General features: G+C 67.9%; 15 protein-coding genes. 9 read left to right on the top strand and 6 right to left on the bottom strand.

The features are described from left to right. Positions 1-8: 8 nt before the first annotated feature. The 4 genes from JYG37_RS17635 (at position 9) to JYG37_RS17650 (ending at position 3,909) form a co-directional block, all read left to right on the top strand. Positions 9-824: an ABC transporter permease gene (locus tag JYG37_RS17635; protein ID WP_213345673.1), complete on the top strand. Its 816-nt coding sequence runs from the start codon at positions 9-11 to the stop codon at positions 822-824. 40 nt (positions 825-864) lie between these two features. Next, positions 865-1,710, top strand: a complete 846-nt coding sequence (locus tag JYG37_RS17640) for an ABC transporter ATP-binding protein (protein ID WP_124554066.1) — start codon at positions 865-867, stop codon at positions 1,708-1,710. Positions 1,711-1,858: 148 nt separating this feature from the next. Then, on the top strand, positions 1,859-2,812 hold the full coding sequence (locus JYG37_RS17645; protein WP_213345674.1) for a TauD/TfdA dioxygenase family protein: 954 nt from the start codon (positions 1,859-1,861) through the stop codon (positions 2,810-2,812). Between the two features lie 149 nt (positions 2,813-2,961). Then, positions 2,962-3,909: a TauD/TfdA dioxygenase family protein gene (locus JYG37_RS17650; protein WP_124554065.1), complete on the top strand. Its 948-nt coding sequence runs from the start codon at positions 2,962-2,964 to the stop codon at positions 3,907-3,909. Positions 3,910-3,954: 45 nt separating this feature from the next. On the opposite strand, the gene JYG37_RS17655 is transcribed toward JYG37_RS17650, so the two are convergent. Beyond that, the gene (locus tag JYG37_RS17655) at positions 3,955-5,616 is read right to left on the bottom strand and encodes an ABC transporter substrate-binding protein (RefSeq protein ID WP_213345675.1); all 1,662 of its coding nucleotides are present in this window, start codon (positions 5,614-5,616) and stop codon (positions 3,955-3,957) included. A 357-nt stretch (positions 5,617-5,973) separates the two neighbouring features. Here JYG37_RS17655 and JYG37_RS17660 point away from each other — a divergent pair, with 357 nt between their 5' ends. Both JYG37_RS17660 and JYG37_RS17665 read left to right on the top strand, forming a co-directional pair. After that, positions 5,974-6,381 (top strand): DUF427 domain-containing protein, encoded by a 408-nt coding sequence (locus JYG37_RS17660; RefSeq protein ID WP_050017347.1) that lies wholly within the window; start codon positions 5,974-5,976, stop codon positions 6,379-6,381. 503 nt (positions 6,382-6,884) lie between these two features. Next, positions 6,885-7,880: a sulfonate ABC transporter substrate-binding protein gene (locus JYG37_RS17665; RefSeq protein WP_050011135.1), complete on the top strand. Its 996-nt coding sequence runs from the start codon at positions 6,885-6,887 to the stop codon at positions 7,878-7,880. A 4-nt stretch (positions 7,881-7,884) separates the two neighbouring features. Here the strand turns inward: JYG37_RS17665 and JYG37_RS17670 are convergent, their stop codons facing one another. Continuing rightward, a complete protein-coding gene (locus tag JYG37_RS17670) occupies positions 7,885-8,469 on the bottom strand; it encodes a putative glycolipid-binding domain-containing protein (RefSeq protein ID WP_124593796.1) in 585 nt (194 codons plus the stop codon). A gap of 207 nt (positions 8,470-8,676) precedes the next feature. On the opposite strand from JYG37_RS17670, the gene JYG37_RS17675 reads away from it, so the two are divergent. Further along, positions 8,677-9,585 carry a LysR family transcriptional regulator gene (locus tag JYG37_RS17675; RefSeq protein WP_124630469.1) on the top strand — a complete coding sequence of 303 codons (909 nt, stop codon included), beginning with the start codon at positions 8,677-8,679 and terminating at the stop codon, positions 9,583-9,585. 4 nt (positions 9,586-9,589) lie between these two features. Here JYG37_RS17675 and potE read toward each other — a convergent pair whose 3' ends face one another. Continuing rightward, a complete protein-coding gene (potE, locus tag JYG37_RS17680) occupies positions 9,590-10,975 on the bottom strand; it encodes a putrescine-ornithine antiporter (protein ID WP_050011137.1) in 1,386 nt (461 codons plus the stop codon). Between the two features lie 70 nt (positions 10,976-11,045). After that, positions 11,046-13,325, bottom strand: coding sequence for an Orn/Lys/Arg family decarboxylase (locus JYG37_RS17685; protein WP_502775482.1), 2,280 nt, complete (start codon positions 13,323-13,325; stop codon positions 11,046-11,048). 527 nt (positions 13,326-13,852) lie between these two features. Here JYG37_RS17685 and JYG37_RS17690 point away from each other — a divergent pair. Together JYG37_RS17690 and JYG37_RS17695 are read left to right on the top strand one after the other, a co-directional pair. Further along, on the top strand, positions 13,853-16,033 hold the full coding sequence (locus JYG37_RS17690; protein ID WP_162484448.1) for an ornithine decarboxylase: 2,181 nt from the start codon (positions 13,853-13,855) through the stop codon (positions 16,031-16,033). Between the two features lie 59 nt (positions 16,034-16,092). After that, complete coding sequence (locus JYG37_RS17695; RefSeq protein WP_176015387.1) at positions 16,093-16,614, top strand: hypothetical protein; 522 nt, start codon at positions 16,093-16,095, stop codon at positions 16,612-16,614. A 37-nt stretch (positions 16,615-16,651) separates the two neighbouring features. Here JYG37_RS17695 and JYG37_RS17700 read toward each other — a convergent pair whose 3' ends face one another. Together JYG37_RS17700 and JYG37_RS17705 are read right to left on the bottom strand one after the other, a co-directional pair. Continuing rightward, positions 16,652-17,809, bottom strand: a complete 1,158-nt coding sequence (locus JYG37_RS17700) for an iron-containing alcohol dehydrogenase (protein ID WP_124593801.1) — start codon at positions 17,807-17,809, stop codon at positions 16,652-16,654. Beyond that, positions 17,806-18,141, bottom strand: a complete 336-nt coding sequence (locus JYG37_RS17705) for a putative quinol monooxygenase (protein WP_089489735.1) — start codon at positions 18,139-18,141, stop codon at positions 17,806-17,808. Before JYG37_RS17705 ends, JYG37_RS17700 begins: the two co-directional genes overlap by 4 nt. Positions 18,142-18,170 lie beyond the last annotated feature (29 nt).

Consider the following 18,170-nt stretch of genomic DNA (forward strand, 5'->3'; position numbering starts at 1 on the left):
AATCGCCCGTGCCGCATGCCGCTACACCGTCGCTCACAGCGCCTACCACGACCGCCCGCCGCCTGCATGCGCCCGACTGGCGCGGCGTCGTGCTGCCGCTCGCCGCGTTTGCGTGCTGGTGGGCCCTCGCTTCCGCACACCTCGTGAAAAGCGGGCTGTTCGTCGGCCCGGCCGACGTGCTGCACACCGCGTGGGCGCAGGCCACGAGCGGCGCGCTCGGCCGAGCGCTGTCGGCGTCGCTCGCGCGCGAAGCGTGCGGGTTCGCGATCGGCGCGACGGGCGGGCTGTTGCTCGGCGCCGTGCTCGGGCTGTCGCGCGTCGCCGCGCGGATGGTCGGCCCGAGCTTCGACACGTTCAAGCAGATCTCGCTGTTCGCGTGGATTCCGCTGATTTCCGTGTGGTTCGGCCTCGGCGACGTCGCGAAGGTCGTGTTCCTGTCGCTCGCCGCGCTACTGCCCGTCGCCGCCCATACCTGCGACGGCATTCACGCGGTGCCGCGCACGTATGTCGACGTCGCCCGCGCGCTGCGCTACTCGCGGCTTCAGCTGATCGGCTACGTGATACTGCCGGCCGCGTTGCCGTCGATCTTCACCGGCCTGTATCTCGGCCTGATCTATTCGTGGCTCGCGACGCTCGGCGCCGAATACCTGCTCGTCGCCGGCAGCGGGATCGGCAACACGCTGATCGACGGCAGCGAGCAGTTCCGGATGGATCTCGTGCTGTTCGGAATCATCGTCGTCGGCGTGACCGGCTGGGCACTGAACGCGACCGCGCGGGCGATCGAACGCAAGGTGCCGGCCCGGCGCGGCGACCTCGCGCGCTGAGCGCCCTTTCCTTCCGTTTCGCATCCTTTTCCGTACCGCCATGACGACTCTCGCCTCCGATTCGCTCGACATCCTCCATGTCAGCAAGCACTACGCGCAACGCGGCGCGGCGCTCGCCGTGCTCGACGACGTGTCGCTGCACGTGCGCGCCGGCGAATTCGTCACGATCGTCGGCGCCAGCGGCTGCGGCAAGTCGACGCTGCTGCGGCTCGTCGCCGGGCTCGACACCGATTACACCGGCGAAATCCGCGCCGGCGGCGAACGCGTGCGCGACACGTCGCTGCAGCGCGGTATCGTGTTCCAGGATCACCGGCTGTTCCCGTGGCTGACCGTCGAACAGAACATCGGCGCCGCGCTGCGCAACGCGCCGCTGGACGCCGCCGCGAAACGGCGCGCGATCGCGGAGCACATCGCGCTCGTCGGGCTGAACGGCTTCGAGCACGCGTTTCCGAACCAGTTGTCGGGCGGGATGGCGCAGCGCGTCGCGATCGCGCGCGGTCTCGTGAACCGCCCGCGCGTGCTGCTGCTCGACGAACCGTTCGGCGCGCTCGACGCGCAGACCCGCGCGAAGATGCAGAATGAACTGCTGCGCATCTGGGAACAGGAGCGCATCACGATGCTCCTCGTCACGCACGACGTCGACGAAGCCGTCTATCTCGGCGACCGCGTCGTCACGATGGCGCCGCGTCCGGGACGCATCGCGCGCATCGTCGACGTCGCGCTGCCGCGGCCGCGCCGGCGCGATTCGCCGGCATTCGCGCGCTTGCGCGACACGGTGCTCGCCGATTTCGACGACAGCGAACCGCCGAGTGACGACGGTTCGGGCGGCAAGCGCATCGACACGGCGCGCCCGCACCGGATCGGCGAATGGCGGCTCGCGTGGTGATCGCATGACGCGCCGATTCGCTCAGCACCACGACACATATCGATCATCGCAGCGCGCACGCTAAGGTTGTGACGATTCATCGGTTCCGGTTCCGCGCCGCGCCTGCTTGAATGGAGACTCGACCGACCCGACTCCCAGGAGACTCCCGATGTCCGATGTCCAGCACGCCGCTCACTCGTCTTCGCCTGCTTCGCACGCCGCGCCGCGCACGGCCGCCGTCCCGCTTCAGCTTCGCCAGGTCGCCGGCCGGATCGGCGCCGAGATTGCCGGCGTGCGGCTGTCGGCCACGCTCGACGACGCGACGTTCGACGCGATCAACGCCGCGCTGCTACGCTACAAGGTGCTGTTCTTCCGCGACCAGCACCATCTCGACGACACCGCGCAGGAAGCGTTCGCCCGCCGCTTCGGCGACACGGTCGCGCACCCGACCGTGCCGTCCGTCGACGGCAGCGCGGCGCTGCTCGAACTCGATTCCGCGCACGGCGCACGCGCCAATTCGTGGCACACCGACGTGACCTTCGTCGACGCGTACCCGAAGATCTCGATCCTGCGCGCGGTCGTGATCCCGCCGTTCGGCGGCGACACCGTATGGGCCAACACGGCCGCCGCGTATGCGCATCTGCCCGATTCGCTGCGCGCGCTCGCCGACACGCTGTGGGCGCTGCATACGAACGCGTACGACTATGCGTCGACGCACGTGCACGCCGACGATACGCAACTGAAGCGCTACCGCGAAGTGTTCACGTCGACCGTCTACGAAACCGAGCATCCGGTCGTGCGCGTGCATCCGGAAACCGGCGAGCGCACGCTCGTGCTCGGGCACTTCGTGCAGCGGCTCAAGGGGCTGTCGGCGCAGGATTCCGCGCATCTGCTGCAGGTGTTCCACGAGCACGTGACGCGCCTCGAGAACACCGTGCGCTGGAACTGGCAGGAAGGCGACGTCGCGATCTGGGACAACCGCGCGACCCAGCACTACGCGATCAACGACTACGGCGATGCGCGCCGCGTCGTGCGCCGCGCGACCGTTCACGGCGACGTGCCGGTCGGCATCGACGGCCGCCAGAGCGTCCTGCTCAAGGGGCCGGGCGCCACGCTGCAATAACGTCGGCGTCCCGCGACGGCGCCGTCTCCCGCGCGCCGTCGCGCTCCTTGCTGGAGGACAACCGCCATGAAGCTCGCACCACCGGACCGACACTTGCACGCGCAACGATGTCGTTCCTCCGTCCCGTTCACTTCCGCCCGGAGCGTCGCATGAGCGCCCTACTCGAACCCGCCGCCCAACCGGTCGACGTGATTCCGCTGTCCGCCCATATCGGTGCGGAAATCCGCGGCGTCGACCTCACGCAACCGTTGACCACGCCGCAGATCGCGGCGATCCGCGCCGCGCTGCTGAAATGGCGCGTGATCTTCTTCCGCGAACAATTCCTCACGCACGAGCAGCATGTCGCGTTCTCCGCGCAGTTCGGCGAGCCGACCGTCGGTCACCCGGTGTTCGGGCACGTCGACGGCCATCCGGCCGTCTATTCGATCGCGAAGCATCGCAAGGCGACGCGCTTCGAAGGCGAGCCGGTGCGCCGGCCCTGGACCGGCTGGCATACCGACGTGACCGCCGCCGTGAATCCGCCGTGGGCGTCGATCCTGCGCGGCGTGACGATCCCGCCGTACGGCGGCGACACGCACTGGACCAATCTCGTGCGCGCGTACGAAACGCTGTCCGCGCCGCTGCGCGGCTTCGTCGACACGCTGCGCGGCATCCATCGCTTTACGCCGCCGCCCGGCGCGCGCGCGACCGGCGCCTTCGACGACGCGGTCGAGCGCCGCCCGCTCGTGACCGAACATCCGCTCGTGCGCGTGCATCCGGAGACCGGCGAACGCGCGCTGTACGTGAGCCCGAGTTTCCTGAAATCGATCGTCGGGCTGACGCCGCGCGAGAGCCAGGCGCTGCTCGAACTGCTGTGGGAGCACGTGACGCGGCCGGAATTCACGATCCGCTTCAAGTGGGAGCCGCGCAGCATCGCGTTCTGGGACAACCGTGCGACCGCGCATCTCGCGCCCGTCGACATCTTCGATCTCGACTTCGACCGCCAGCTGTATCGCACGACGCTCATCGGCGACGTGCCGGTCGGCCCCGACGGCAGGCCATCGGTCGCGCTCGAAGGCGCGCCGGTCGAAACCGCGGCCGCCGTCGCACTCAACTGATGCGGCAAACTCCGGTGCGCCCGCGGCGCGCCGGCCCCGCTTCGATCAATCGAGCCATACGCCGTCGAACCGGTGCCCGCCGAGCGGCGAGAACGTCAGCCCGTGTACGCGTTTCGAGATCGGCAGCGACACGATCGACGTCGCGATCGGCGTGAATGGCACCTGGTCCTTGAACACCACCTGCGCCTGCTCGTACAGCGCCGTGCGCTTCGCGACGTCCCCGTTCGAACGCGCGGCGGTCACGAGTTGCTCGAAGTCCTTGTTGCACCACTTCGCGAGATTGCTGCCGTGCACCGCGTCGCAGCCGAGCAGCGTGCCGAGCCAGTTGTCGGGGTCGCCGTTGTCGCCCGACCAGCCGTACAGGATCGCGTCGTGCTGGCCGTCGTGCTTCGCACGGCGGTTGTATTCGCCCCATTCGTAACTGACGATCTTCGCGCGCACGCCGATCTTCGCCCAGTCCTGCTGGATCAGTTGCGCCATCAGCTGCGCGTTCGGGTTGTACGGGCGCTGCACGGGCATCGCCCACAACGTCAGGTCGAAGCCGTTCGGGAAGCCGGCCTGCGCGAGCAGCGCCTTCGCGACGGCCGGATCCCGCGGCGCATCCTTCAGACGCGGGTTGTACGACCATTGCGCGGGCGGCATCGGGTTCGTCGCGATCGTCGCGTCGCCGTTGAACACGGTCTTGACGATCGCCGTCTTGTCGATCGCGATGTCGAGCGCGCGCCGCACGTCGACGCGATCGAGCGGCGGATGCTGCGTGTTGTACGCGACGAAGCCGACGTTGAAGCCCGTCCCCGAAAACAGCGTCAGTTTCGGATCGCGCCGCACGGTCTCGAGGTCGGCCGGCCGCGGAAACGCCGACACCTGGCACTCGCCGGCCACGAGCTTCTGCAATCGCGCGGCCGGATCGGGCGTGATCGCGAACACGAGGCGCGCGAGCTTCACGTCGTCCGGCTTCCAGTAGTCGGGATTCGCGTCGTAGCGGATCAACGCGTCCTTCTGGTACGTACGCAGCACGAACGGCCCCGTGCCGACCGGGAACTGGTTGATGTCCGACTCGCGATGGCGCGCGGCGAGCTGCCCCGCATATTCGGCCGACAGCACCGACGCGAACGCCATCGCGAGATTGCGCACGAACACGACGTCGGGCGACTTCAGCACGAAGCGCACCGTGTAGTCGTCGACCTTCTCGATACGCTCGACGTTGTGGTCGAAGCCGAGATCGCTGAAATACGGGAAGCTGACCGGATAAGCCCTGCGGAACGGGTCGTCCGGATCGAGCATCCGGCGGAACGTGAACACGACGTCGTCGGCCTGGAACGGCCGCGTCGGCGTGAACCACGCGGTCGTCTGGAATTTCACGCCGCGCCGCAGATGGAACGTGATCGTGCGCTGGTCGGGCGACACGTCCCAGCTCGTCGCGAGCGCCGGTTCGAGATCGAGCGTGCCGCGCTTGAACTGCACGAGCCCGTTGTAGACCGGGTACGTGCTCGCATCGAAATCGGTGCTCGTCGTGTGCTGGCCGGGATCGAAGCCGGCGGGGCTGCCTTCGGTGCAGTACACGAGTGTCTTGCCTGCCGGCGCGGCGAGTGCGTGCGTCGCGGCGCCGGCCAGCAGCAGCGACGCGGCGATGCAGCGGAGCGCGACAGCGGCAGGCGATACGCCGCGCGAACGGCGCGCGGCTGACGAAACGAAAGGATTCTTCATGGTGGCAAAGGGAAGAAAGAGGTGTCATGCGAATGACGACCGTCGATCTTCGCGCGCCGCCCGCCGATCGCTTACCAATTAATTCCGCGTTGCTTATCGTCGCGGATGCATCCCGCTGCCGCTGCATCGGAATGGCCATGCGAGCGCCGTGGACATGCCGAATACCGTTGCGGCCGGCCGCCCCGGGCGTGCGCATCGAAACCATTCGCGCCGCCGGTCTTCCGGCCCTCTGCAGGTTCTCCGGAATGGGTGCATCGTATCGGTTGGCCGACGCCGGCATCGGCGCGCGGGAATCCGCCCGGCGTGCACATGTCGGCACGGCGCGTCCGTGCGCGCCGCTCTTCCTGGAGGACCCAGATGTCGATCAACCCCGATACGCCCTCTCGTCCCGTGAAGTCGCCGGGCCCCGATCACCCGATCCTGATCGAACCGCATTCGTCGCGCGTGATCGTGAAGGTCGCCGGCAAGGTCGTCGCCGATACGCGCCATGCGCTGGTGCTGCGCGAGGCCAGCTATCCGGCGGTGCTGTACATTCCGCGCGAGGATGCCGACATGTCGCTGCTCGAACGCACCGACCACGCGACCTACTGCCCGTACAAGGGCGATTGCGCGTACTACTCGATTCCGGCCGGCGGCGAACGCTCGACCAACGCGGTGTGGACGTACGAGCATCCGAATCCGGCCGTCGAATCGATTCGCGGGCACCTCGCGTTCTATCCGGACCGCGTCGATTCGATCGAGGAAAGCCTGCTCGTCACCGCGTGAGCGCGGCGGCGCCCCGCCGCGTCACCGTTCACGCATCGTCCGGCCGCTGATTTGCATATGCGGATTCATTGGTTGGCCGCCGTCCCGCCGGGCCGTATCGTCTCGACTCCGGCGCGGGCCGGCCCGTTGCGCGCGTCGCCCGCATCCGGCCCGGTCCCGCGCCGGCCGCGCCGCCTTCGCGCGCGCCCCGTGAACCCGCCAGCAGGACGCCTTAGGGCGTGTTCACGCTAATAACGGGTTTGCGAACGTGCCTTTCCGCCCGCAGTGCAAGGAGTAAGGAGCGCCGTTTGGCCGTGCCAAACAAGCGACGCACGACGCCGCAATGTGGGCGGAAAGGCACGTTCCCCTGTTTGGAAAAATTCATTCGCGGGGCTGGCCCCCAGAAGGGCCGATCGCCGCGTCATGCTCCTCGCGAATACGTCGAGTATTCGCTTCGTCGCAATCCTCGCGCTCGGCCCTTCTGGGGGCCAGCGCAAACCCGTTATTAGCGTGAACACGCCCTAATGAACGACACACCGCACGCAGACCTTGAAACGACCCCGGCGAACCCGCGCCGCCGCCAGTGGCTGCATGGCGCGGCCGCCGGACTGGCCGGGCTCGCGCTCGGCCCGCTCGCGGCCGTGCCCGCCCGCGCGGCCGCCGACAGCGGCACGCGGCTGCGCGTCGGCTTCCAGAAATACGGCAACTTCGTCGTGCTCAAGGCGCGCGGCACGCTCGAGAAGCGTCTCGCGAGCCAGGGCGTCACCGTGCAATGGCTCGAATTCCCGGCCGGCCCGCAACTGCTCGAAGGGCTGAACGCCGGCGCGATCGACGTCGGCACGGTCGGCGAAACCCCGCCGATTTTCGCGCAGGCCGGCGGCGTCGAGTTCGTCTACATCGGCAACGAGCCGCCCGCGCCGCAGGGCGAGGCGATCGTCGTGCTGCCCGATTCGCCGATCCGCACCGTCGCGCAACTGCGCGGCAAGAAGGTCGCGTTCAACAAGGGTTCGAACGTCCACTACCTGCTGGTGAAGGCGCTCGAACATGCGGGCCTCACCTATGCCGACATCCAGCCGATCTACCTGACGCCCGCCGACGCGCGCGCCGCGTTCGTGCAGCGCAGCGTCGATGCGTGGGTGATCTGGGATCCGTACCTGGCCGCCGCCGAACGACAGCTCGGCGCGCGCGTGGTCGCGAACGGCGAAGGGCTCGTGCGCAACACGCAGTACTACCTCGCGGCGCGCAAGTACGCGGCCGCGCATCCGCAGGTGCTGCGCGCGCTGCTCGACGAAGTCGACGCGGTCGATCGCTGGGCGCGCGATCACGTGCCGGAGGTCGCCGCGCAACTGTCGCCGCTCGTCGGCCTCGACGCGCCGACGCTCGAAGTCGCGCTCAAGCGTGCCGGCTACGGCGTGCAGCCGATCACCGACGCGACGGTCGCGTACCAGCAGAGCATTGCCGACGCGTTCAGCACGCTGAAGCTGATTCCGGGCAAGCTGTCGGTCGCCAGCGCGCGGTGACGCGTCACGACGCCCGTGCCGCGCCGATGCGCCGCCATTCGTCGTAGTCGGTGACGAGGCCCGCATCGTCGATGCCGATATCGGCCGCGTACGTGCCGCTCTCGTAGCGGTACACGTACGGCGCCGTGCGCGTATAGCGCTGTTCGCCGCGCACGATGGCGAGATCCGGGAAACGCAGCCACGCGGTGCGAATCTCCGCCGACTCGCCGACGGCGAGCGCCAGCCGGCGAATCGGCAGCGTATTGGTCGACGGACTGAAGCCGAGATCGATATCGGTCGCGCCCGCGAGCGCCGGCGCAGCGATACCGTCGATCGTCCACTGCCCCGCGTCGCACGCGATGTCCCATTGCCGGGGCGGCGCGGTGCCGGTCCAATGCGTCACGCGCGCCGAGCGCGTGAGCCAGTCGGCGCCGCATGCGACCGCGTAGTCGATACGAAACGGCGTGCCGTCGATCGCGCCCGCCACCGCACCCGCCAGCGCGTTGCCCGTTGGCGACTCGTCGAGCCGGCACCATTCGGCCGCCTGCCACGTCTGCACGATCTGCCATGCGACGCAATGCGTCCGTCGCGCTTCGTTCCGTTGCGTCATGTCGCGTCTCCTGTCGGCCGTGTGAAAGCACGCCGATTTTCGCGCACGGCGCGGACGAACGCACGCGGCTTTGGCGGCACCGTAAGCGCACCGGCCGATAGTCAGTATCGGCCCGACGCACACCATCGCGTCGACGCCGCTTTGGTACCATCCGTCGATCGGTAAAAATCGAACCGGAAGACATCGGAAAACACGAGGCGCGACTTCATGGATCTGTTGGCGACGATGCGCATCTACGTGAGAGTCGTGGAGCGCGGCACGATGTCCGGCGCGGCGCGGGATCTCGACATGGGCCAACCGGCCGTCAGCGAACGCATCGAGAAACTCGAAAAGCATCTCGGCACGCGGCTGCTGATGCGCAGTGCGCGCACGCTCGCGTGCACGGAGGAAGGCCGCCTCTTCTACGAACGCAGCAAGGCGCTGCTCGAAGCGGCCGAACTGGCCGTGGCGTCGGTGTCGAAGACGGAGAACGCGCTCGACGGCACGATCCGGCTCGCGGCGCCGCAGTGTTTCGGCGAGGTCGTGCTACCGGCCGTGCTGATGCAGATCCGCACCGCGTATCCGAAGCTGCACATCGACCTGGTGCTGAACGACGAGATCGTCGATCCCGTCACCGAGGGGGTCGACATTTCGATCCGGGCCGGCCAGCTCCGCGACGGCGGCTTCGTCGCCTACGCGCTTGGCGCGGTCGGCCGCGTGCTCGTCGCCGCGTCGTCGTATCTCGAGCGGCACGGCCCGCTCGACACGAAGGCCGATCTCGCGAACCATCCGTTCATCCGGGTGAAAGGCGTGTTCGCGAACGAGCAGGTACCGCTGCGGCGCGACGGCGGTGCGGTCGAATACGCGCGCATCCGCACGGTCATGACCGCGAGCCACTGGCGCCCGATGTTCGACACGATCGCGGCGGGCGGCGGTATCGGCGTAGTCCAGCACCCGGCTTGCGCCGACGCGCTCGCGCGCGGCCGGCTCGTTCGCCTCTTGCCGCACTACGACGTGCCCGACTTCGCGCTCAATGTGCTAGTGCACGCGCAGCGGCCGCTGCCGCCGCGCGTGCGGGCCGTCGTCGATCTGTTGAAACGCACCCTGCCGCCGCTGCTGACGACGCCCGACCGCTAGGGCTTCACGCCTGCAGCGACTTCCCCGGCTCCTTCACGTGCGCGTCGACTTCCATCTGGTAGAAGCGCGCGCTGACGAAGCCGAACAGCGTCCAGCCGAGGAACACGCACAGGCCGCCGAGCATCAGCGCCTGCTCGCCCGAACTGTAAAGCGCGTAGAAGCTGTACGCGGTTGCGACCATCGCGACCGCGTTCGTCACCAGCGCCTTGCCCGGCGGCACCTTCGCGACCTTCTGGATCGTGATCAGCGCGGCCATCGACATCACGTAGGGCACGAGGTTCGTGACGACCGCGAGATCGACGATCTTCTGGAACTGGCTGCTCAGCTCCGGGCTGATCGTCATCAGCGCCAGCGCGACCTGCGCGACCAGCAGGATCACCATGCCGACGATCGGCGTGCCCGTGCGCGTCGCGCGGGCGAACACCGGCAGGAAATAGCCGACGTCCGCCGAGCTCTTGAACACCTGCGCGACCGTGAACTGCCAGCCGAGCAGCGAGCCGATGCACGCGATCACCATCAGCGCGGTGACGATCGTGCCGACGGTCGGCGTGAACATCGTCGCGAACGCGAGGCCGAACGGCGCGTTCGACGCCGCGAGGATCGCGTTGGGCACGATCCCGGCGATCACGTTGGTCGACACGATATAGAAGATCGCCGACGCGATCGTGCCGCCGAGCACGGCGATCGGCACGTTGCGCTCCGGATTCTCGACGGCGTCCGCGTTCGCGCACGCCGATTCGAGCCCGAGGAACGCCCACAGCGTCACCGCGATCGAGCCGCCGACGGCCGGCCCGAACGGCAGGTTGTGCGGATTCCACGCGGCGCCCCAGGTCGCGCCGCTGAACCAGAACCAGCCGATCAGCGATACGACGACGACCGGAATGATCACGCCCCACACCGTCACCGCGCCGATCCGGCCGGTGATGCGCGAGCCGCCGAAGTTCGCGACCGTCGTCAGCACGAGCAGGAAGATCGTCCACAGGCCCGTCTGCAGCGGCGACAGCGTCGCGTCGAACAGCACGGTGCCGTAGCCGACCGCCGTGACGCCGATCGCGACGTTGGCGATCACGAGCGACAGCCCGTACGTGTAGTTCGCCATGTAGTTGCCGGCCTTGCCGAACGCGTATTCCGCGTAGCCGCCCATCCCGCCCGGCTTGCGGCTCAGCATCCCGCAGCGCGCGAACGCGTAGGCCAGCGCGAGCGAGCCGCCGGCCGTGACGATCCACGACAGCAGCGAGATCGTGCCGACCTGCGCGAGCTTCGCCGGCAGCAGGATGATGCCGGAGCCCATCATGTTGACCGCGGTGAGGATGGTGAGCTGCCAGACGTTCATCCGGTTCTTCGGCGCGGCCGCCGGGGCCGCGTCGGCCAGGTGCGCTGCGTTGTCCATGGTGTTCGATCCTTCGATGTGAGGCCGCCGCGCGGCCGGTCGCCCGTTCGCCCGGTCAGGCTTCGGAGCTTCAGGCCGTCAGGGAGTACACGCGATACGTGCCGTCCTCGACTTCCACGCCGTGCGTGTCGTGCGCGAAGCCGGGAAAACGCCGGTCGTATGCTTCGAGCGCCTTCAGGTAGCCGAGCACCGGGCCGCCGGCCGGCCCCGCGTTCTCGCCCGGCATCAACAGCGGAATGCCCGGCGGATACGGCACGACGCCGGTCGCCACCGTGCGCCCGGCCAGTTCGTCGAGCGTGACCTGCTCGACGCGGCCCTGCACGAGATGCTCGTACGCGCGCACCGGGCTCATCTCCGGCTTCGGCAGGATCGAGAACGCCTCCGACATCAGGCGCGTCGTGCCGAGCTGCTCCATCGCCGCGAACATCGTGTCGGCCAGATCCTTCAGCCCCATGCCCGCATAGCGCGAACCATGCTCCTGCGCGAGCGACGGAATCGCCATGTCGAGGGGCAGGTTCGCGTCGTAGTCGCGCTTGAAATCGCACAGCGCGCTGACGAGCGAGCCCCACTTGCCCTTCGTGATGCCGATCGAGAACAGGAACAGGATCGTGAAATCGGTCGTCTTCTCGACGACGATCCCGCGCGCATCGAGATACGCGGTGACGACGCTCGCCGGGATGCCGACCGGCATCAGGCCGCCGGCCGGCGCCACGCCCGGCGTGACGATCGACACCTTGATCGGGTCGAGCATGCAGTAGCCGTCCTCGATATTGCCGAAGCCGTGCCATTGCGCGCCGGGGCGCAGCACCCAGCACGCCGGGTCGGTCGCGAGCAGCTCGGGCGGCGCTTCGTGGAACGGCAGCGTGCGGCCCGTGCGCGCCTCGAGCACGGTGTCGGGCTGCCAGCATTCGAAGAACCAGTCGCCCTTCGCGCCGAATTCGCCGTTCATCCGCGCGATCATCTGCCGGAACGCGACGGCCTCCTCGATCGATTCGCGCGTCAGCGCGGCGCCGCCGGGGCCGTCCATCATCGCGGCCGCGACGTCGTTCGACGCGATGATCGCGTAGTTCGGCGACGTCGACGCGTGCATCATGAACGTTTCGTTAAACTGACCATGCGGAATCGGGCTGCGGCCGTCGCGCACGTGGATGTACGACGCCTGCGACAACGCGGTCAGCAGCTTGTGCGTCGACTGCGTCGCGAATACCGTCGGCCGGTCCTTGTGGTGGTCGCGCGGGTCGCCGTGCATCGCATGGCGGTCGCGGTAGATCGGATTGAAACGCGCGTAGCCATACCACGCTTCGTCGAAGTGCAGCCGGTCGACGCTCGCGCCGAGCAGTTCCTCGACGCGCGTCACGTTGTAGCAGAGGCCGTCGTACGTCGAGTTCGTGACGATCGCATGCTTCGGCTGGCGGTCGGCGAGCCCCGCCGCGAGCGGGTTCGACGCGATCGCCTCGCGGATCGCCGCTTGCGTGAGGCGCTCCGATGCGATCGGCCCGATGATCCCGTAGCGGTTGCGCGTCGGCACGAGGTAGGTCGGAATCGCGCCCGACATCGTCATCGCATGCTCGGCCGACTTGTGGCAGTTGCGGTCGCACAGCGCGATCTGGTCGCGGCTCACGCTCGCCATCAGGATGATGCGGTTCGACGTCGACGAGCCGTTCGTCACGTGATACGTGCGATGCGCGCCGAACACGCGCGCCGCATAGCGTTCGCTTTCGCCGATCGGGCCCGAGTGATCGAGCAGCGAGCCGAGTTCGCCCACCGAGATCGACAGGTCCGAGCGAAACAGCGATTCGCCGAAGTATTCGAAGAACGCGCGGCCGACCGGCGATTTCAGGAAGCCGGTGCCGCCCGTGTGGCCCGGCGTATGCCACGAGTATTCGTAGACGCGCGAGAACTTCGCGAGCGCGCCGAACATCGGCGGCAGCACGGTCGAGCGATAGCGTTCGATCGCCGCGTGGATGCGCCCGCCGATGAAGTCGGCCGTATCCTCGAGCAGCCACACGAAATCGTCGACCTTGCCCATCACCGCGGCCGGCACCGTCGACGCGACGCTGCGGTCGGCCAGCAGGAAGATCGGCACGTTGGCATTGCGATGCCGGATCGCATCGACCACGGCCTCGGACGGCCCGGGGCCGTCCACGCCGAGATCCCAGTCGAGCAGCACGCACTGGATCGACGGATCGGAGCGGATCAGCACGATGGCATCGTCGGAGGACGTCGCCGTCAACACGTCGATACCGCGTTGCGCGAGCTCCGCGCTCAGCGTGCGCACCGCACGCCCGGTTGCCGTTTCCTGCGCGATCTCGTCGTCGACGAGTAACGCACGCATGCCGAGACGACGCATGCCGCCAGTGGAAGTGTTCACGTTGTTGCCCTCGCTGTTGCGTTGCTTCGATTGGTATCGTTCGTCTCACGAGCACGCGGACGGCAGGTCACGGGCAGCGGCATGAGACGCTCGCCATTCCGGCTTGATTCGCCATCCAGTTCGGAGCCGACTATGCCATGAACGCCTTACGATGAAAAGCCGACGGTTCGGCGAAATCATCGGCGCCTTTCCAATCGGATTTCATCATTGGATCATTTTTATATGCGCCGCAGCACGCCAATTCCCGATCAATTGATCAGGCTCAGCCGTCAATGAAATTGACGATTCCGATCGATTGAATTCACGTGCCTTTGTTGTTACGATCGGCGGCGCCGGACACTGTCCGATCACGGCCGTGCCGCGCTGCTCAATGCTTCTCGGTGCAGTCCGCATTCGGCGTTCGGCATTCGCGGGAACGTTTCAATCGGCTGCAGCGCGTGTCGTATCGACATCACGCACCAGCGCGAATGCGGCTCCCGTTTCAGGTCATTTACCGGAGAGTTCGCGTGAGCCTGTTGAAAATCGCAGTCGAGCCGGCGCTGATCGGCGCCTTTCTCACCACGCACGAACAGGTCGACGTATTCCAGACCGATTTCACGAACATCGCGGCCGTCGTCGTCGGCATCGATGCCGCGGAAAAGGTGCTGAAAACCGTCGAGCGAACCGGTTTCGCGATTCCGTTCTTCGTCGCGGTCGAGCCCGACCAGGAAGTGCCGCCGTCGGTCCTGCCGAACGCGAGCGGCGTGATCCCGCTCCGGCACGGCGGCCGCCACTACCACGGCCGGCAGATTTCCGCCGCCGCCGACATCTACAGCGAGAACCTGCTGCCGCCGTTCTTCAAGGTCATGCGCGACTACGTGCAGCGCGGCTACGTCGAATTCGACTGCCCGGGCCACCAGGGCGGCCAGTTCTTCTCGAACCATCCGCTCGGCCGGATGTTCTTCGATTTCTTCGGCGAGACGCTGTTTCGCTCGGATCTCTGCAACGCGGACGTCCGGCTCGGCGATCTGCTGATTCACGAAGGGCCCGCGCTGGAAGCCCAGCGCAACGCCGCGCGCATCTACAACGCGGATAAAACTTATTTTGTGCTGAACGGCACGTCGACGTCGAACAAGGTCGTCACGAGCGCGCTGCTCGCGCCCGGCGATCTCGTGCTGTTCGACCGCAACAACCACAAGTCGGTGCACCTCGGCGCGCTCGTCCTGTCCGGCGCGCGGCCGGTCTACCTCGAGACCGCGCGCAACGCGTGGGGCCTCATCGGCGGCGTCGACAGCGCGGCGCTCGGCGAAGCGCGCATTCGCGACGCGATCCGCGACGTCGCGCCCGAGCGCGCCGACCTGCCGCGCCCGTTCCGGCTCGCGGTGATCCAGCTCGGCACCTACGACGGCACGATCTACAACGCGCGCGAAATCGTCGACCGGATCGGGCATCTGTGCGACTACATCCTGTTCGATTCGGCATGGGTCGGCTACGAGCAGTTCATTCCGATGATGCAGGACTGCTCGCCGCTGATGCTGACGCTCGGGCCCGACGATCCCGGCATCTTCGTCACGCAGTCGGTGCACAAGCAGCAGGCCGGCTTCTCGCAGACCTCGCAGATCCACAAGAAGGACAGCCACATCGAAGGGCAGAAGCGCTTCTGCGATCACCGGCGCTTCAACAACGCGTACATGATCCACGCGTCGACGAGCCCGTTCTATCCGATGTTCGCGGCGCTCGACGTCAACGCGCAGATGCATGCGGGCCCGGCCGGCCGGCGCCTGTGGCGCGACTGCGTCGCACACGGCGTCGATGCGCGCAAGCTGCTGCTGAAAACCTGCCGCCAGATTCGCCCGTTCGTTCCGCAGCAGATCGACGGCCGCCCGTGGGCCGACTACCCGACCGAGCAGATCGTCGACGACCTGCGCTTCTTCCGCTTCCATCCGGCCGACAGGTGGCACGGCTTCGAAGGCTATGCGGACGACCAGTATTTCGTCGATCCGTGCAAGCTGCTGCTGACGACGCCCGGCATCGATCGCGACACGCACGAATACGCGCCGTTCGGCGCGCCGGCGCCGATCCTCGCGCGCTACCTGCGCGAGCACGGCGTCGTGCCCGAGAAAGCCGACTTGTATACGATCCTGTTCCTGCTCACGCCGTCGGAGAGTGCCGGCAAGCTGCAGCATCTGGTCGCGCACCTCGCGCAGTTCGAGCGCCATCTCGACCAGGACACGCCGCTGCGCGAAGCGATTCCGTCGCTGTGCGAAGCGTATCCGGAGCTGTACGGCACGATGCGCCTGCGGCAGCTGTGCCAGCGCATGCACGATTTCTACCGCAGCCACGACATGAAGCATCTGCAGAAACAGATGTTCCGGCGCGCGCAGTTCCCGAAGCAGGCGATGCTGCCGCAGGCCGCGAATACCGAGCTGATCCGCAACAACGTCGAACTCGTCACGCTCGAGCGCATCGAAGGCCGGATCGCGACCGAAGGCGCGCTGCCCTATCCGCCCGGCATCTTCTGCGTGGTGCCCGGCGAAGCATGGGGCGGCCCGGCGCTCGACTACTTCCGCGCGCTCGAAGCCGGGATCAATGCGTTGCCGGGCTTCGAGCCGGAAATCCAGGGCGTGTACCTGCAGACGAAGTTGGACGGCACGAAACAGGCGTCGGCGTACGTGGTCGCGGCCGGCGCCGACGCGTCGCGGGCCTGATCGCGATCGGTGCCCGGCCCGCGCGGCGCTTGCGCGCCGCGTGTATCATCGCCGCCATCATGCCCATCCGACCGCTTCGTTCTATCCTGATCGCCCCGGCGCTCGCCGTCTCCATCGCCGCGCATGCGCAGCAGGTCGGCGTGGTGGCCGACGGCGTCTACTACACGCCGAATACGCATCTCGCGGCAGGTACGTCGCTGCAAGTGCTGCCCGACGACGACAAGGGCGTCGCGCGCTGCTGCGCGACGGTCACCGGCCGCGCCGGCAAGCCCGGCAACCAGATTCTCGACAGCCTGCACGACGACCGCACGATCGCCGCGTACGCCCTGTCGCTGCCGAAGTCGGTGCCGGCGGACACGCGCGGCTTCGGCGTCGTCGGCGCCGCGCATTTCGTGCGTCAGGGCGCACACCCGGAAGCCGTGCTCGACGGCGGCTTGCAACTCGCGTTCTCGACCTGCACGTCGGTGGAGGGCACGCATTACCTCGGGCGCAAGGTCGGCGCCAACACGTTGCTCGTGCACCTGTATCAGTACTTCGACGGCGAATTCGAGCCGACCTGCAAGGATCGCGACCTGAAATAACGGAACCCGGCCGGCGGACGGCATCGCGCCCGCCGCGTCACCACGCCTGCCGGTAGATCGCCAGCGCGTCGGCCTCGGTCACCTCGCGCGGATTGTTCACGAGCAGACGCGTCTGCAACATCGCGTCCGACGCCATCCTCGGCAAGTCGTCCTCGCCGATACCGACGTCGCGCAGCGTGCGCGGAATGCCCGTCGCGACGATCAGCCGGTCGATCTCGGCGATCAGCGCATGCGTTTTCGCTTCGTCGCTGCCCGTGGCCGACGGCGCGACGATGGCCGCCAGTTCCGCGTAAAGCGGCGCGGCCGCCGGCGCATTGAAGCGCAGCACGTGCGGCAGCACCAACGCATTCGACAACCCGTGCGGCACGTGGAAGATCCCGCCGACCGGATAAGCCAGCGCGTGCACGGCCGCGACCGGCGCATTCGCGAACGCCTGCCCCGCGAACATCGCGCCGACCAGCATCGCTTCGCGCGCGTGCCGGTTCTGCCCGTCGTCGCATGCGGCCAGCAGGTTGCGCGACAGCAGCGTCAGCGCGTGCGTCGCCAGCATGTCGGATATCGGATTCTTCAGCCGCGCGGACGTGTACGCCTCGATCGCATGCACCATCGCGTCGATGCCGGTGGCGGCCGTCGCCGCACGCGGCAGGCCGAGCGTGAGTTCCGCGTCGAGGATCGCGACGTCCGCGAACAGGTGCGGCGACACGACGCCCATCTTGCGCGCCTCCCCGACCGTGACGATCGACACGGCCGTGACCTCGGAGCCGGTGCCGGCCGTGGTCGGCATCTGCACGAGCGGCAGCCTCGCGCTCGCGACCTTGTCGACGCCGTACATGTCGGCCAGCGCCTGCTGGCCCGGCGCGAGCACCGCGATCAGCTTCGCGACGTCCATCGACGAGCCGCCGCCGAGACCGAGCACGATCTCGGCATCGGCCGCGACGGCTCGCGCGGTTGCTTCGAGCACCACGTGCTCGGGCGGATCGGCGATCACGTCGTCGATCACGGCGACCTGCCAGCCGTGCGCGGCGAGGCTCTCCAGCGCGGGCGCGAGCACGCCGCTGCGGTGCAGGAACGCATCGGTGACGACGCACAGGCGCGCGAGCGCCGGAAAGCGTTCGCGCAACAGCGCGCCGAGCCGGCGCGCGGCGCCGAATTCGACGATCTGCGTCGGAACGGTGCGGAATTGAAACGGGTTCATTGGGCGCCTCCCGGGGGCGTCGCCGTGCCGGTGTCCGGCTGCACCATGTAGCGGATCACGTCGCGACGCTCGAGCAACGGCATGATCGCGCCGACACCGATCCGCTGGAAATGCGGCGTTTCCCGATGCACGTCGAGGCCGTCGGCCTCGCTGTAACGCTCGAGGATCACGATGTGGTCGGGGTTCTCCGGGGACCGGAAGTACGCGTAGTCGAGGTTTTTCGGCTCGGTGCGCGTGGCCGGCGCGAGTTCGGCCAGCAGCTCGACCACGCGGTCGCCGTTGCCGGGTTTCGCGAAGAAATGCGCGATGACCTGCAGATAGGGTTCGTTCATGCTGCGCTCCATGTTGGACACAAGCCCGT

It is taken from the genome of Burkholderia sp. LAS2 (assembly GCF_018417615.1).
GTDB lineage: Bacteria > Pseudomonadota > Gammaproteobacteria > Burkholderiales > Burkholderiaceae > Burkholderia > Burkholderia sola.